The sequence below is a fragment of the Muricoccus harenae genome, assembly GCF_009848505.1.
Lineage (GTDB): Bacteria > Pseudomonadota > Alphaproteobacteria > Acetobacterales > Acetobacteraceae > Roseomonas > Roseomonas harenae.
The window spans coordinates 86,187-101,105 of record NZ_WWDL01000011.1 but is presented as its reverse complement, the minus strand read 5'-3'; the positions used below and the strand labels follow the sequence as shown (position 1 = coordinate 101,105).

The following is a 14,919-nucleotide window of genomic DNA, read 5'->3' as shown; positions in this document are numbered from 1 at the left end:
TTTTCGCCTGGGCTAGGTGTCGCTGCCAAGCCGATAGAAGCGGGCGGCAGTGTCATGGAACAGCGCGGCGCGTTCATGCGGCGGCCAGTTGGCGGTTATCCGCTTGAAGGCGTTCCACAACTCGGTGTAGCCGCAGCTCGCCTTGTCCACCGGGAAGTTGCTCTCGAACATGCAGCGTGCGGGGCCGAAGGCTTCCACGCAGGTCTCGATCCAGGGGCGCCACGCCTCGGCGAGGCGCGCGGATTCGGGCGGGTCCGCGCCCTCGTGGAAGCCAAAGCCGAAGAGCCGCATGCCGAAGCCGCCAAGCTTGATGTGCAGGTTCGGGCAATGGGACAGGCCGCGGATGGCATCCGACCATGCGGCGAAGACGTGCCGGCGTCGCGTGGCATAGGGGCCGATGCCGATGGGGCCGCCGACATGGTTCAGCACGATCCGTGTCTCGGGAAAGGCATCGGCCAGGTCGCGCAGCTCGGCGAGCTGGGTGTGATACATCCAGGCGTCGAAGCTGAGGCCAAGCGGGGCGAGCTGGGCAAAGCCTTCGCGAAAGGCGGGATCCAGCAGCAGCATCGGCGGCGGCGTGGCGACGGAGCCGCGCGCCATCGGGTCCGCATGCCAGGCGGCGATATGGCGGACGCCGCGGAAGCGCCCGGCGCCTGCCGCGATCTGCGCTTCCAGCACCGGGCGGATGGCAGCGCCGGCACGCAATTCAGCGAAGCCGACGATACCATGGGCGACACGCGGCCCGGCCGGGCGGGCCGCGGCACAGGCGGCGGCCTCGACCACGAATTCGGTTTCTCCCAGCGGGCGGAGCAGCGCGTCGCCCCCGCTGCGGTAGGACGTCTCGCATTCGATGAAGACGCTGGCGCGGATGTCATGGCCACCGGCCGCATCGGCCAGGAAGTCCTCGAGGAGGTAGGGAGTGCGGGGACGATCCCAGAGGTGGTGATGCGCGTCGATGATCGGCAGATCAGGTTCAAGCGCCACTTCCTGGTGACGTGCGAGCCATTCGGGACGGATCGTCGGGTGTTGAACGGCCGTGGCCGGGCGTGTGCTGGAAAGCAGGGAACGGGCCTCCCGGATCTGGACGTCGCTTTGGCGAAGAGCTTATGGGATTTTTGCTATACTGTCGACACTTCTGTGCCATGGGGCGAGCAGATTCGTCACTGCGGCGATCAAAATCACATCCCCGGTTGCAGTCGAGTATCGCCTGAGAATGAGGTCAAGCTTGACACCGGGGGCATGACCATTCCTAAGTCCGGAAACCGGCGAGGTCCGTAATTATTCTCGGAAGTGTCGACAAAGGGGGCGTCATGCGGGTGGAGATCGACGCAAGGGCCATGCTTGCCATCGCGGTCCCTGGCAGGTGTAACGCCAGGCGCTTCCGGAAACTGCGGCAGTGAGCGCGATCTCACTGCATGGCGCGGCGGAGGGAAATGGTCCGCTCGTCGTCCTGCTGCATCCCGTTGGTCTCGATCATCGCTTCTGGGGCCCGCTCCCATCCGCCTTGTCCGGGCAGCGCCGCGTGCTGGCGCTGGACTTGGCAGGGCATGGCCGGTCCCCCGCCGCCACGCGGCCGCGGCCGATCGAGGATTATGCAGATGATGTCGCCGCCGCCATCCGCCATGCCGGCGGTGGGCCGGCGGCCGTGGTGGGGCTGTCCTTCGGCGGGATGGTGGCGCAGGTGCTGGCGTTGCGGCATCCGGATCTCGTCTCCGCCCTTATCCCCTGCGGCTGCGGCGGCACCTTCGCGGCGGAGGCGCGGCCCATGCTGCGCGAGCGCGGCCTGATGGCGGAGCGCGGCGGCATGGCAGAGGTGGTGGCCCCGACTCTGGATCGTTGGTTCAACGAGGACTTCCGCGACAATCCCGCCGTTGAGCAGGTCCGCCGGCATCTGCTGGAGCAGGATGTGGCGGGCTGGTCGGCCGGGTGGCATGCGATTGCGGGATTGGATGCGACGCCGCATCTCGCACGCTTGGCTGTCCCGACCCTGGTCATCGCGGGGGAGCGGGATGTCGCGACACCCGCTGCCGTTTCCGAAGCAACGGTGGCCCAACCCATCCCCGGTGCGCGTTTCCTCGTGCTGCCCGGCGCCCCGCACATGATGCAGGTGGAATGCGCCGCGGCCTATGCGGCGGCGGTCGCCGGCTTCCTGCTCGGCGCGGAGGGTGCAGGTGGCTGAATTGCTGCATCACCGGCTGCTGGGCGCTGCGGCCAGGGCGCCGGCACTGCTGCTGATCCATCCACTCGGCGCCGCGCTGGATTTCTGGGATGACTGCCTGCCCGCATGGCGCCCGCATTTCACCTGCCTTGCCATGGATCTGCGCTCGGCCGGAGCCTCGCCGCGGGGCGTCGCGCCGGGACTTGACCGGCATGTGGCGGATCTGGAGGCGTTGCGGGCGGCATTGGGAATCGAAGCCGTCATCCCCGTGGGCTGCGCCGTCGGCACGATGATCGCGGCGGCCTATGCGGCGCGCCATCCGGACCGTATGCCGGCGCTGGTGCTGTCCAACCCGACGCCGCGCAGTGCCGAAGCGGCGCGGGCGATGCTGAAGGCGCGCGCCGAGGCCGTGCGCACCGGCGGGATGGCCGCGATCCTCCCCGCCGCCGTCAAGCGCGCTTTCGAGGCGCAGCCGCGCGACGCACGCTACCAACGCTATCTGGATGCCTTCGCGGACCAGGATGCGGAAGCCTATGCCGAGGCCGTGCTGGGCTTCGCTGAAGCTGACGCAACCGCCGACCTGCCACATGTGCGCTGCCCGGTGCTGTTGGTGGCCGGGCGCCACGACCTGTTGCTGCCGGTCGCCCAGGCCGAGGCGGTGCGCACGCTGCTACCGCCCGGCGCCCGGCTCGAGATCGACGAGGATGGCGCGCATTTCCTGCCCTACCAGCAGCCGACGCGCTTCGCGGAGCGGGTGCTGGCCTTCCTGGGGCCGGTGCTGCAGGCGTGAGAGGAAGAAATAATGGCGAAGAAGGGTTTCCTGCTGGTCCTGATGAACCCGCCCCCGGCCTTCGAGGAGGAGTTCAACGCTTGGTACGACCTTGAGCATGTGCCGGAGCGGCTTTCCGTTCCGGGCTTCCTGACCGGGCTGCGCTATGTGAGCACCGGCCCCGCGCCGCGCTTCCTCGCGATCTACGACCTTGAGGCGCCAGAGGTGATGGATTCACCCGCCTATCTCCGCGTGGCGCACGATAATTCCAGTCCCTGGACCAAGCGCGTGACGGCGCGGGCGCGGGTGCAGCGCCACGCGGGCGAGCAGACCTATCCGGGAGACCGGGTCACCGGCCGCGCCGCGCGGGTCTCTGTACTGCGCTTCCGCGGGCTGGACGGAAGCGCGGTGGAGGCGCTGACCACCAGCCTGCGCGGTATCTTCGAGGGACGGCCGGAGGTGCGGCAACTCCGTATCCTCGTCGACTCTTCCGGCGCGGAGGGTGCCGATGTACTGGCCGTCGTGGAGGCGAGGGTGCCGCTGCCGGAGCCGTTCGAACTGTCTTCTCTGGGCGCAGCGGCCGACGCGCTGGACCTCGTCAACACCTACACGCCCTTCTGACACGCCCTTCTGGCGCCGCTTGGCTCGCCTTCCCGTTTTTCGCTACAGGAGGCGCCTGAGACGGCGAGGAGCTGGCATGAGAACGACCCGGTTCGGGCAGGCGGCCGATCGGCCTGCCGCCGGTGGCATGGTGGAGCCGGCAAACCATTTCCCGGCCATGCCTCCGATCCGCGGGGCAGCGAGGCCGGACGCCGCGGCGCTGGGCGGCAATGGAAGCTGAACCTGAGGCCGCGCCGCGGGGCGACGGGGCGGCCTCGCCCCCCGGAAATTTCGAGCGCTTCCAGGCTATCATCCGCCGGGTGCTGCCCCAGAGCGACGAGCGTCCCTCCCTGGTGACGGAGATCGCCTGCACCCTTGGCGCGGAGATCCTGGACGGCGTCCATGCGCCGGGCGACGACCTCAACTCCGTGGAACTTGCGCGGCGCTTCCGGACCAGCCGCACGCCGACGCGCGAGGCATTGGCCATCCTGGAGAAGGAAGGGCTGGTGGAAATCCCGCCCCGGCGCCGGCCGCGCGTGGCGGAGTATGACCGCACCGAGATCCGCGAAATCTACCGCGTGCGCGCGGCGATGCTGGCGCTGGCTGCGAAGGAGGCGGGCGAGCATGCGACGGCAGCCGAGATCGAGGAGCTTCGCGACATCGCCGGCCGCATGCAGGTGGCGGCGGAAACGGGAGACCGGGACGGCTACTACTGGGGCAATGTCCGCTTCCACGAGCGCTTCAGCGAGATTTCACGCAATCGCACGCTGCAGCGGGCGCTGGATTCCCTCGTGCTGCGCAGCCTCCGCTTCCGCCGCATGACACTGGCCAATCCGGGCCGGGTGCGGCGTTCCATCGCCGACCACACGATGCTGGTGCGTGCGTTGGAGGACCGGGACACGCAGCTGGCCGCTGCGCTGGTGACCGCGAATGTGCTAGGCGCACTGCGGGAGCTGGAGCGGATGCTGGACGATGACCACGGTGGCCCCGCAGCGGAGCCGCCCGCCGGCCGGCGCCGGAACGGACGGCCGGATTAACGGCCCGCTCCCCATCCGCGGAAGCGGGCCCGGGAAAGCGTCAGCCGAGGGTTATGTTGGCGGTCTTGATGACCTCCTCCACCACCTGGCGCTGGCGGATGAGCCAGCGGTTGAAATCCCGTGTGTCATTGATGACCAGCACCGTGCCCAGCGGCGCCATGCGGGCCTGCACATTCGGGTCCCGCGCGGCCTGGCTCATGGCGGCCAATAGCTTCGGCAGCATGCCGGTGGGCGCGCCCTCGGCGGCGAAGAGGCCGTTCCAGTCATCCATCTCGAAGCCGGGATAGCCGCTCTCGTCCAGTGTCGGCGTGTCCGGATAGGCGGGGCTGCGCTCGGCGCTCGTCATCGCCAGAACCCGTGCCTTCCCGGCCTGGACGGGCCCGCGGATGGTGGAGCTGGTGAGGATGACGGAATCGATCTGCCCGCCGGTGATGTCGCGCGCCGCATCGGCGCCGCCGCGATAGGGGGCGTGCAGGAGGCGGATGCCGGCCCGCTGCTGCAGCAGCTCCAGCGCCAGATGGCCGGCACCGGCCGCAGGCGGCGTTCCGCAGGAGACGGTGCCGGGGCGCGCGCGGACGTAATCGATGAACTCCCCGATGCTGCGCGCCGGAAAATCGTGCCGCACCGCGACCACCTGCGGGAACCGCGCCGTCATGGTCACCGGAACGAAGGCGGTCCTGTAGTCAAAGGGCAGGTCGCGGACGAGGAAGGGGTTGGTTATCTGGTTGGCGGCATCCACCAGATAGGAATAGCCGTCGCGCGGGGATTGCAGCACGGAGTTGGCGGCCACCACCGCATTGCCGCCGGTGCGGTTCTCGATGACGATGTTCTGGCCGAGGATTTCACTGGTACGAGCCGCAAGGGCGCGTGCCGAGGTGTCCCCACCGCCACCGGCCGTGAAGGGCACGACGAAGCGGAGGGGGCGCGAGGGCCAGTCGGCCTGCGCCCGCGCCGCCCGGCTGACGAAAGGCGTGGCGAGGGCGAAGCCAAGGGCTCCGCGGCGTCCGATGCTGTTCATGTCGTTGTTCCTCCCGTTTCCTGTCCAGCGGTTCAGGCGACCACGCCCTCCGCTCGCAATCCTGCGATCTCCGCATCCGAATAGCCGGCGTCCCGCAGCAGTATGTCGGTGTGCTCGCCCTTTTCCGGTGCCGGGGTTTCGATGCGCGCGGCGCTGGCGGACAGCGTCAACGGCGCGCCGAGCAGTTCCAGCCGGCCCAGTCGCGGATGCTCCACGGGTTGCACGACGCCCGAGGCCCGCACCTGTGGATCGGCGAAAACCTGGTCCATGCGGTTGATCGGGCCGCAGGCGATGCCGGCGGCGTTCAGCACCGCGACCCAATGCGCGGCGGGCGCCGTGAGGGTGATGTCCGAGACAGCCTCGTTGAAGGCCGTGCGGTTCTCCACCCGTGCCGGCGCCGAGGCGAAGCGCGGATCGGCGAGGAGCGTGGGGGCGTTGAGTGCCTCGCAAAACTTGCGGTACTGCCCCTGGCCCGAGGCGCCGATGACGATGCCGCCATCGGACGCGGGGTAGACGCCCATCGGCGTCATATAGGGATGGTCATTGCCGGTTTGTCCGGAGATGCGGCCATCCACCAGCCAGCTCACCGCCTGGAAGTCCAGCATCGCCACCTGGGCCTGGAGCAGGGAGGTCTGCACCCATTGCCCCTCACCGGTCGTCTCGCGGTCCAGCAGCGCGATGAGGATGCCGATGGCGGCAAAGAGGCCGGAGCAGAGATCGGCCACCGGAATGCCGGCGCGCAGCGGCCCCTGGCCGGGTACGCCGTTCACCGACATCAGCCCGCCCATGGCCTGGGCGATCTGATCGAAGCCCGGTCGGCCGGCATAGGGGCCATCCTGTCCGAAGCCGGAGATGGAGGCGTAGACAAGGCGGGGATTCACCGCGCGCAGCTCGTCATAGCCGATACCCAGGCGGTGCTTCACATCGGGCCGGAAATTCTCCACCACCACATCGGCGTGGGCGGCGAGACGCTTCACCACCGCTACCCCCTCCGGCGCCTTCAGGTCGAGCACGATGGAGCGCTTGTTCCGGTGGAGGTTCTGGAAGTCCGAACCGTCCCGAGCGCCGGTCATGTCATCCTCGCCGGGGCCCTCGACCTTGATGACGGCGGCGCCCCAGTCGGAAAGCTGCTTGACGGCATTCGGTCCGGCGCGGACGCGGCTGAGGTCCAGCACCGTGAAGCGTGAGAGGGGGGAGTGGCCGTTCATGCCGTCCCCAGCACGGCGGGATCGAAGGGATAGGGCACGGGTGGGCCGCCCCGGCGGGGCAGCACGACGCGCGCGGTACCGGGCGTGCTCTCCTCCCCCTTCTGGCTGCGCAGCCCGATCTCGAGATCCACCACGCCGTAGGGTCCGCGCTCCTCCTTGGCAGTGACGCGGCCCCAGGCGGTGAGCGTGTCACCCGGCACGTTCATGCCGCGGAACTGGAAGCCAACCTTCCAGGGCCAGCCCGTGTCGCCGGCCCAATCCGTCAGCAACTGGATCATGACATGCTGCTTCCAGCTGCCATTCACCATCACATCCGGCAGGCCGTCATGCTCGGTGGCGTATTTCCAATCGTAATGGATGCGGTGCCAGTTCTCCATGGCCGCCGACCAGCGCATGATATGCGCCGTGGTCATCGGCCCCTTCACCAGAGTGGGGATTTCCTGCCCGACCTCGACATCGTCGAAAACGGCGCCTTCGCCCACTCTGGCCATCGTGCTCGTGCTCATCGGTTCCGGCCTCATCGCAGGATGATCGTGTTGGTGGAGCGCAGCAGCCGCTCGCCATGCTCGGTTTCGTAATCATCCTCGATCACCACGAAGACGATCGGGCCGGTGCGGCCATTGCGCTGGTAAATATCCGCGTAGCGGCTGCGGACGCGGATCCTCTCGCCCGGGCGGGCATAGCGGAACAGCTCGTATTCGTAGCCGCCGTTCATCAGGCGCTTCAGCGGCACCTGCACTTCCGGCAGGCCGGGGCGCAGGCGGCGATCCACGCCATCATACTCGCCCTGCTGCATGGCATCGAGCGGATCGGCCTCGTCCTCCGCGCGGCGCATGGCGTGCACGGGGAAGCCGATTGGGGCCACAGGGCCGCCATAGCGCGAGGCGGCGGCCGGGTCCCAGTAGCGCGGCGCGTCATCCATCAGCGCCTGATGGAAGCGCCGCGCCTCGCTCGCCTCCACGGGGTGATGCGCCTCCAGCGGCGGGGCCTCCGCGCCGATGATCGCGCGCACCGCCGGCGTGATGTAGTCCGGCGGGGTTCCGGTCGCGGCGCTCACCGGCGGAACAGCGTGGTGCGGAGCACGGCGCAGAGCTCGCCGCGCTGGTTGGTGAAGCGGCGCTCCGAAACCACCTGGCCCAGGCGCCCGGTTTTGCCGTGCTTCAGCTTTGCGTCTACCATAGCCGTACGGATGGTGAGTTGGTCGCCCACCACGACCGGTTCGTGGAACTCGTAGTCGTCCTGGCCGTGGACGGTCGCCTTCCCGAAGGGGAAGTCGTGCTCGTAGACGGTGCAGGTGAAAAAATAGAGCCAGAGCAACGGCCAGGGCGCGACGATTCCGCGATAGCCGCGCGCCTTCGCGGCTGCCTCGTCGAAATGGATCGGGTCGAGGTCCCCAAGGGCCAGCGCCATGCGGCGGACGGCGCCCAGCTCCACCAGTGTCGTCACCTCCTCGCCGATCGGGCCGATCAGGGTCTGGAGGTAGCGCTCGGCCTCGGCGTCGGAGATCTCGGCGGGCGGATCGGCGGTCTGTACGGCGGACATGGCGTTTCCCTCCTCAGCGGCCGCGGCGCGGCAGCTCGACGAGCGCCGAGCCGGGTGTCGTGATCTCGCCGCGCTGGTTGGTGATCCAGCATTCCAGCTCCACGAAAGCCTTGCCGGCCTCCTCATAGGTGCGGCGGATGCGGCCCTGCAGATGCGCAAGGTCGCGCGGCATGGTGGAGCCGCGATTCTGGTCGAAGAAGCGCACCAGCCGGGCGCCGCGGCCCATCCATTGCATCACGGTGGTCATCAGGAGGGAGGCCATCAGCGGGCCGGAGAGGATGATGCCCGGAAGGCCCTGCGCCTTGGCCACGTACTCGTCGTGGTGGAACTCGGATTCGTAGTTGTCGCAGGCACCGGCCCAGCGCACCTGGTCGCCGACCATCATCGGGCCCTTGGTGACGGTGGGAAGCTCCTGCCCTTCCGAGAAGTCCTCGAAGAACCGTTCCTCCGGCTCGCGCGTCTCGACCTTCAGCATGTTCCGTTTTCCCTCCAGCTCACCGGATTGCCCCTGCTTCGACCAGCGCCTCGCGCCGTGCGGCGGCAAGACCCAGCAAATCTCCGAAGACGTAGTCATTGTCCGCACCCAGCCCCGGCAGCGGCTCCAGCGTGCCGCGCCAGCCATCGGCGCCCATCCAGGGCAAGGCGATGCTCCATTGTCCTGTCGGCAGTTGACGGAAGAGGCCGCGCGCGGCGAGATGCGGGTCCTTCACCAGCTCATGGATGCCGCGGGACCGCGCGGCGGGCACGCCACGGCCACGCAGCGCGGCTTCCGCCTCCTCGCCGCCGCGGGTGCGGCACCAGGCGGCGATGCCCGCGTGTAGCGTGTCGCGGGCCTCCATCCGGCCCTCGGCGTGGGCGAGGGCGGGCAGCGCCGCCCAGTCGCCGCGTTCCATCGCACGGCAGAGGCCGGTCCAGCTGGCATCGTCCGGAACGGAAAGAGCCAGCCAATCGTCATCTCCGGCACAGCGGAACAGGCCGGAGGGTGCGCCCCCCAGATCCTCGGCGCTGCCGTTGCGCGGGACGGGGCGGCCGAGGCCGGCATGCAGCAGCGCATCCGGCAGCAGCGCCACCGTCGATTCCAGCATCGAGAGGTCGATATAGGCCCCGCGTCCCGTCTCCGCGCGGTGGCGCAGCGCCGCGAGGATGGCGACGGATTCCCAAAGCGATGTCACCGGATCGGTCCAGGCCGGCATAATGCCCATGGCTTCCAGCGCCGGGTTCGCGCGGCCGATGAGACCCACGCGGCCGCTATAGGCCTGCAGCAGCGAGCCATAGGCGAGCAGGTCCCGCTCCGGTCCCTCCCGCCCCAGGCCGGAAGCCGAGACATAAATCAGCTCTGGCCGCACCGCGGCGAGGTCTTCGTAGCCGAGGTTGTTGCCGCGCAGCACGCGGGAGGAGAAATTCTCCACCACCACATCGCTGGTGGCGACGAGATCGCGGATCAGCCCCTGACCCTCGGTGGTCGTGATATCCACCGTGCAGCTGCGCTTGTTGTTGTTCACCACGGCGAACCAGCCGCTGCGATGCGCGAATTCAGGGCGGCGCGTGGATTCGATCTTGATGATTTCGGCGCCCAGCGCGCCGAGCATCTTCGTCGCCATTGGTCCGGCGACGACCCAGCTGAAATCCACCACGCGCAGCCCGGCCAGCGGCAGGTGTCTGCAGGCACCGCGCAGGGCGGGCGCGGCAAGGCGGCGTGGGGAGAAGCCATTGCCGGTCGGCTCCACCGCTGGCATCGCCACAGGCTCGCCGCGCGGCAGCGCCGCGCCGGCGCTGTCGCGCATGGCGAAGGGCAGGCCGGGCAGGGGCACGGCATCGCCATCCCCGCGCGCCAGCGGCCGGAAGAAGCGCCGGCTGGCGAGCTGCCGGTTGGCGACGAGGTCCGTCGCCGTGCTGACGGGGAAGCAGGCCACGCGCGCCGCCTGCGCGCGTTCGAACACGGATCGAGCCGGTTCGTGGATGGACCATTCGGCCATGCGTCGGCCCAGCTCCGGCGCATGGGCGGTGCGGACGGCGCGGCTCGCGCAGAGCGCCGGATCCTTTGCCCAGTCCGGATCACCCATCAGCGCCACCCAGCGGGCCCATTGATGGTCCTCGCGCGGGGAGACGAGGATGGTGCCGTCCGCGCAGGGCAGCAGCCAGACCAGGCCACCGGCGATGGTGATCTCCCGCCCCTTCACCCGGCGCCGGCCAGGCGGCAGCACGCCGTCATGCAACTCCGCCAGGGCGTCCACCAGCATCCAGGCGGAGGCATCCTCGGCGGAGAGGTCGAGATACGGGGCCGGGCCATCGCCCGGCGGCTCCAGCGCGGCGCAGAGCGCGGCATTGGCGGCGATCAGCCCGACCAGCATCGCCGCCTCCCGGTCCGCGCAGCCCAGCGGCGGGGCTGCCTCGGGATCGGTCACCGGGCAGGCCTGGTGATAGGCCAGGCCGCCGCCATGCTGCGCGGTGAAGGCATTGCCCGGCGCGCCGGCGCGAGGGCCCGTGAGGCCATGGGCAGTCAGCACAACCGTGGGGCGGCGCGTCGGGTCGTCGCGGGCGGGCAGCAAGGAGCCCAGGGCCGTGCCGCCCTCATCCGGTGACCAGAGGACGAGATCGGCCTCGCGCGCCAGGGCCGCGAGGCGCAGGGCGCCTTCCGGCGTGTCGGCGTCGAGCTCCAGATGACGCTTGCCGTGATTCAGATAGACGAAGAGCGCGCTGTCCCGCGTGCCGTTAGGGTCCTTGATGAGGGGAGCGGCACGGCGGAGTGCCTCGCCCGCGGGCGCCGGGCGCAGCACCTCGGCGCCGAGATCCGCGAGCAGCCGCGCCGCGAAGGCGAGGGAGACGCCGCTGCCGAGCTCCAGCGCGCGCAGCCCGGCCAGGGGACGTAGCCCATTGCCGCCGCCGGCCGCGCCGCTCACCGGATGATGGTCGTGCTGGTGGAGCGCAGCAGAGGCCGCTTCTCCGCACCCGCCGCGTATTCATCATCGATCACCACCAGCACCATCGGGCCGGAACGGCCCTGCCGCTGGCGGAGATCGCGATAGACGCTGCGACAATAGATCGCCTCGCCCGGCCGTGCGTAGCTGAGGAACTCGTATTCGTATCCGCCGTTCAGCACGCCCTGCAGCGGAATGGGCATGCGCGGCAGTCCCTGGCGGAAGACGCGGGACTCGCCGTCGAATTCGGGGTCGCCCATGCCCTCCAGCGGATCCTTCGTATCCGAAGGCGGGCGGCGGAAGGCGTGCACGGGAAATCCCGGCGGCGCGACTGGGCCGCCATAGCGTCCGTCCACCGCCGTGCTGCGGTAGCGCGGGCTGGGGTCCATGGTGGCCTGGAAGAAGCGACGCAACTCGCTCGGCTCCACGGGATGGCAGGCCTCCACCCAGTCGGAGCGTGTGCCGATCAAGGCGCGCGCCGCATCTGTGATGAGGTCCATTGGCCGGCTTCCTCCTTTCGGCCCCGCGGTGCTGGCCCCTCACCAGGGTCCCCGGGCGCCTTTATAGTGTCCACACTTGGCGGCGACTTCCGCAATATGAGCACCGAGATGCGGCATTCGCAACCTTTCATGTCGACACTTTGTAACCTTCATGGGATAACGCGGTGGGGCGCCGCGCTTCGTCGCCCCAGGGAGGCAAGCAAAGGCATGAGGATCGCGTTCATCGGCGCGTCGCACTGGCACCTTCCGCTCTATCTCGAGCCGGCCTTGCAGCTGCCTGGTCTCGTCCTCGCCGGGATGAGCGACCCCGATCCTGGCAAGGCGCGGACACTGGGCGAGCGCTACGGCTGCGCCTTCGACCACGACTTCCGTGCCCTGTGCCGACGCGAGCGTCCGGATTTCGTATTCGCACTCGGCCGCCATGCCGACATGGCCGCGCAGGCGGAGTTCCTGATCGCCGAGGACATTCCCTTCGCGCTCGAAAAGCCCTGCGGCCTGAACACGGGGGAGGTGGAGCGCATCGCAGCCCTGGCGGCCGCGCGCGGCGCCTTCGCCGCCGTGCCGCTGGTCCTGCGCAATGGCGACTTCTTCCGGTTGATCGGCGAGATGGCGGCCGAGGATGGCGGCGTGCAGCACATGGCCTTCCGCTTCATCGCGGGCTTCGCGGCGCGCTACCAGCAGGCGGGCTGCGATTGGATGCTCGACCGGTCGCTTGCCGGGGGCGGCTGCGTGCTGAATCTCGGCGTCCACTTCGTGGATATCTGCCACGCGCTCTGGGGCGAGGCGGCGCGGCCGGCGGCGGCCAGCCTTTCCAACGCCGCCTGGGGCCATGCGGTGGAGGATTACGGCGCCATCGCCTTTGCCGGTCCTGGCGGCGCGCTGGCAATGGTGGAAACTGGCTATCTCTATCCCGCGCCGACAAGCAATTTCGACCTGCACTTCGCGCTGCGGACGCCGCGCCACTACATGGTGGTTCCCGATACCGAGACGGTGGAGGTGATCGCGCGCGACGGCACCCGCCGCAGCCTGCGCATGCACACCGCCAATGTCGGCCAGTATCCGGTCTTCGTGCGGGATGTGCTGGAGCGTGCGCGGCGCGGCACGGCACCACTGACCGGGCTCGACGACATGGTGCCGGTGATGCGACTGACCGAGGCAGCCTATGCGCTCGCCGGCCGCCCTCTGCCGGCGGAAGTGGTGCCGGCATGAGCACACAACGCATCAGGGCCTTCGGCGGGCCGCGCTTCTACCTGCAAGGGCCGGGCGCGCTGCGCGAGATCGGCGGCATCGTTGGCGCCATCACGGCGGATGCGGCGCTGGTGGCCGATGCGGACATGCTTCCGCTGCACGGGCCGGCGGTGGAATCGGCGTTGCGCGGCGCAGGTGTTTGCATGGAGTCCGCCGCGCTGCGTGGCGAGGTGTCGGATGCGGCGGTCGCGCGCCTCGACGATGCCCTGCCGCCCACGGCAGGATGCGTCATCGGGCTTGGCGGCGGGCGGTCGATCGATGCGGCCAAGGCGGTGGCTTTGCGCCGCGGCCTGCCCGTGGTGACGGTGCCCACCGCAGCCTCGAATGATTCGCCCACAAGCCGGATCTTCGTGATGTATCGCGAGGATGGTGCGCTGGATCGGGTGGAGCGCCTGCCGCGCAATCCCGATGCCGTGCTGGTGGATACGGAGATCCTGCTGCGCGCCCCCCCAGCCCTGCTCCGCGCCGGGATCGGAGACGGGCTGACCAAGCGCTTCGAGGCGGAAGGCTGCGCGGCGGTGGATGGGCTGACGCCCTTTGGCACGCCGCCGCTCCGCACTGGCGGTGTCATCGCCCGCTATGCCTTCGAAACGCTGTTCCGCCACGCGCCGCAGGCGATGGAGGATGCTGCCGCCGGGCGCCTGACCGATGCCTTCGAGGCCACGGTGGAGGCGGTAGTGCTGATGAGTGGCCTCGGCTTCGAGAATGGCGGGCTGTCGCTGGCGCATTCGCTGACGCGCGGCTTCACCCGCGTGGCCGCATCCGCGCATTGCCCGCATGGGGAGCAGGTAGCCTTTGGGCTGCTCGTGCAGCTGCAGCTGACGCCGGGTGGTGCGGCGCAGCTGGATGCGCTGCTGCCCTTCTATGCGCGCATCGGCCTGCCACGGCGCCTGGCCGGGATCGGTCTCTCGCCCGAGGACGACGCGACGCTCAATCGCGTTGCGGAGGCGACCCTGACCGCGCCGCATATCACCCATCTCGCCGGGCCGCCGCTCACGGCGGCCGCCATCCGCGACGCCATGATCGCGGTGGATGACCGCGCAGCACGCGCCGGTGCCACGACCATCATCCAGGAACCCGCATGAGCCGCGCTCCCAGCCCGCACCGCCTTGCGCTCGACGCCACCGCCCTGGCCGAAAAGGCGCGCCGCCTGCGCCGCCATGTCGTGCGCATGGTCGCGCCCATCGGGGAGGGCTATGCGGGCCAGGGCCTCGGCGCGGCCGACATCCTTGCCGCACTGTACTTCCATGAGATGGCCTATGACCCGGATGATCCGGGCTGGGAGGGACGCGACCGCTTCATCCTCTCCCCGGCACATTACGGCGTCGGCCTCTTCGCCGCACTGGCTGAGCGCGGCGTGATGCCGGTGCAGGAGCTGGCGCAATACGGCACCGACGGCAGCCCGATGGAGATCATCGCCTCCGAGCGCCTGCCGGGGGTGGAGGCGACCTGCGGCTCGCTCGGCATGGGGCTATCGGTGGGCGTCGGAATGGGGCTTTCGCTTCGCAGGCACGGCAGCGCCAGCCGCGTCTATGTGCTGATTGGCGATGGCGAGATGCAGGAGGGTTCCACCTGGGAGGCCGCGATGTCGGCGGTGAACTTCGGCCTGTCCAATCTCTGCGCCATCGTCGATGTCAACGACATGCAGGTGGATGGCGCGACAACCAGCGTAATGAACATGGGCGACATCGCAGCCAAGTGGCGCGCCTTCGGCTGGAACACCATCGCGCTGGATGGACATGACCTGGATGCCCTGCTCGCGGCTTTCGTATCCGCCCGGGCCCATGGCGCAGGTCCCACCGTGCTGGTGGCCGATACGCGGCCGGGGCGCGGCGTCTCGGCGCTGGAAGGGCGCAAGAGTCATTTCGCCAAGCTGCCGCCCGAACTGGCCGCGCAGGCCCTGGCCGAGCTGGAGGGCTGA

General features: G+C 69.6%; 16 protein-coding genes. 7 read left to right on the top strand and 9 right to left on the bottom strand.

Going from position 1 to position 14,919, the window contains the following annotated elements:
• Positions 1-12 precede the first annotated feature (12 nt).
• Positions 13-984, bottom strand: coding sequence for an amidohydrolase family protein (locus GSE44_RS10265; protein ID WP_201306017.1), 972 nt, complete (start codon positions 982-984; stop codon positions 13-15).
• Positions 985-1,396: 412 nt separating this feature from the next.
• Here GSE44_RS10265 and GSE44_RS10260 point away from each other — a divergent pair, with 412 nt between their 5' ends.
• From GSE44_RS10260 to GSE44_RS10245, 4 genes are all read left to right on the top strand, one after another.
• Positions 1,397-2,179, top strand: a complete 783-nt coding sequence (locus GSE44_RS10260; RefSeq protein WP_159348700.1) for an alpha/beta fold hydrolase — start codon at positions 1,397-1,399, stop codon at positions 2,177-2,179.
• Positions 2,172-2,948, top strand: a complete 777-nt coding sequence (locus tag GSE44_RS10255; RefSeq protein ID WP_159348699.1) for an alpha/beta fold hydrolase — start codon at positions 2,172-2,174, stop codon at positions 2,946-2,948. Before GSE44_RS10260 ends, GSE44_RS10255 begins: the two co-directional genes overlap by 8 nt.
• 12 nt (positions 2,949-2,960) lie before the next feature.
• Positions 2,961-3,548 carry a DUF4286 family protein gene (locus tag GSE44_RS10250; protein ID WP_159348698.1) on the top strand — a complete coding sequence of 196 codons (588 nt, stop codon included), beginning with the start codon at positions 2,961-2,963 and terminating at the stop codon, positions 3,546-3,548.
• A 209-nt stretch (positions 3,549-3,757) separates the two neighbouring features.
• A complete protein-coding gene (locus GSE44_RS10245; RefSeq protein WP_159348697.1) occupies positions 3,758-4,564 on the top strand; it encodes a GntR family transcriptional regulator in 807 nt (268 codons plus the stop codon).
• A gap of 40 nt (positions 4,565-4,604) precedes the next feature.
• On the opposite strand, the gene GSE44_RS10240 is transcribed toward GSE44_RS10245, so the two are convergent.
• From GSE44_RS10240 to GSE44_RS10205, 8 genes are read right to left on the bottom strand one after another with little or no spacing between them, the layout of a single operon-like run.
• Entirely contained in the window at positions 4,605-5,582 is a 978-nt protein-coding gene (locus tag GSE44_RS10240) for a Bug family tripartite tricarboxylate transporter substrate binding protein (protein WP_159348696.1), read from the bottom strand.
• Between the two features lie 32 nt (positions 5,583-5,614).
• A complete protein-coding gene (locus GSE44_RS10235) occupies positions 5,615-6,790 on the bottom strand; it encodes a CaiB/BaiF CoA transferase family protein (protein WP_159348695.1) in 1,176 nt (391 codons plus the stop codon).
• Complete coding sequence (locus GSE44_RS10230) at positions 6,787-7,296, bottom strand: hotdog family protein (RefSeq protein WP_201306016.1); 510 nt, start codon at positions 7,294-7,296, stop codon at positions 6,787-6,789. The genes GSE44_RS10235 and GSE44_RS10230 overlap by 4 nt, the downstream gene beginning before the upstream one ends.
• An 11-nt stretch (positions 7,297-7,307) precedes the next feature.
• The gene (locus GSE44_RS10225) at positions 7,308-7,847 is read right to left on the bottom strand and encodes an FAS1-like dehydratase domain-containing protein (protein WP_159348694.1); all 540 of its coding nucleotides are present in this window, start codon (positions 7,845-7,847) and stop codon (positions 7,308-7,310) included.
• On the bottom strand, positions 7,844-8,332 hold the full coding sequence (locus GSE44_RS10220; RefSeq protein ID WP_159348693.1) for an FAS1-like dehydratase domain-containing protein: 489 nt from the start codon (positions 8,330-8,332) through the stop codon (positions 7,844-7,846). Before GSE44_RS10220 ends, GSE44_RS10225 begins: the two co-directional genes overlap by 4 nt.
• Positions 8,333-8,345: 13 nt before the next feature.
• Positions 8,346-8,807: a MaoC family dehydratase gene (locus GSE44_RS10215; RefSeq protein WP_159348692.1), complete on the bottom strand. Its 462-nt coding sequence runs from the start codon at positions 8,805-8,807 to the stop codon at positions 8,346-8,348.
• Between the two features lie 19 nt (positions 8,808-8,826).
• Positions 8,827-11,232 carry a CaiB/BaiF CoA-transferase family protein gene (locus tag GSE44_RS10210; RefSeq protein ID WP_159348691.1) on the bottom strand — a complete coding sequence of 802 codons (2,406 nt, stop codon included), beginning with the start codon at positions 11,230-11,232 and terminating at the stop codon, positions 8,827-8,829.
• Entirely contained in the window at positions 11,229-11,750 is a 522-nt protein-coding gene (locus GSE44_RS10205; protein WP_159348690.1) for an FAS1-like dehydratase domain-containing protein, read from the bottom strand. The genes GSE44_RS10210 and GSE44_RS10205 overlap by 4 nt, the downstream gene beginning before the upstream one ends.
• A 207-nt stretch (positions 11,751-11,957) precedes the next feature.
• Here GSE44_RS10205 and GSE44_RS10200 point away from each other — a divergent pair, with 207 nt between their 5' ends.
• Genes GSE44_RS10200 through GSE44_RS10190 form a run of 3 tightly spaced genes read left to right on the top strand, consistent with a single transcriptional unit; the run spans position 11,958 to position 14,919 of the window.
• Positions 11,958-12,959, top strand: a complete 1,002-nt coding sequence (locus GSE44_RS10200; RefSeq protein ID WP_159348689.1) for a Gfo/Idh/MocA family protein — start codon at positions 11,958-11,960, stop codon at positions 12,957-12,959.
• On the top strand, positions 12,956-14,083 hold the full coding sequence (locus tag GSE44_RS10195) for a glycerol dehydrogenase (protein ID WP_159348688.1): 1,128 nt from the start codon (positions 12,956-12,958) through the stop codon (positions 14,081-14,083). Before GSE44_RS10200 ends, GSE44_RS10195 begins: the two co-directional genes overlap by 4 nt.
• Complete coding sequence (locus GSE44_RS10190) at positions 14,080-14,919, top strand: transketolase (protein WP_159348687.1); 840 nt, start codon at positions 14,080-14,082, stop codon at positions 14,917-14,919. The genes GSE44_RS10195 and GSE44_RS10190 overlap by 4 nt, the downstream gene beginning before the upstream one ends.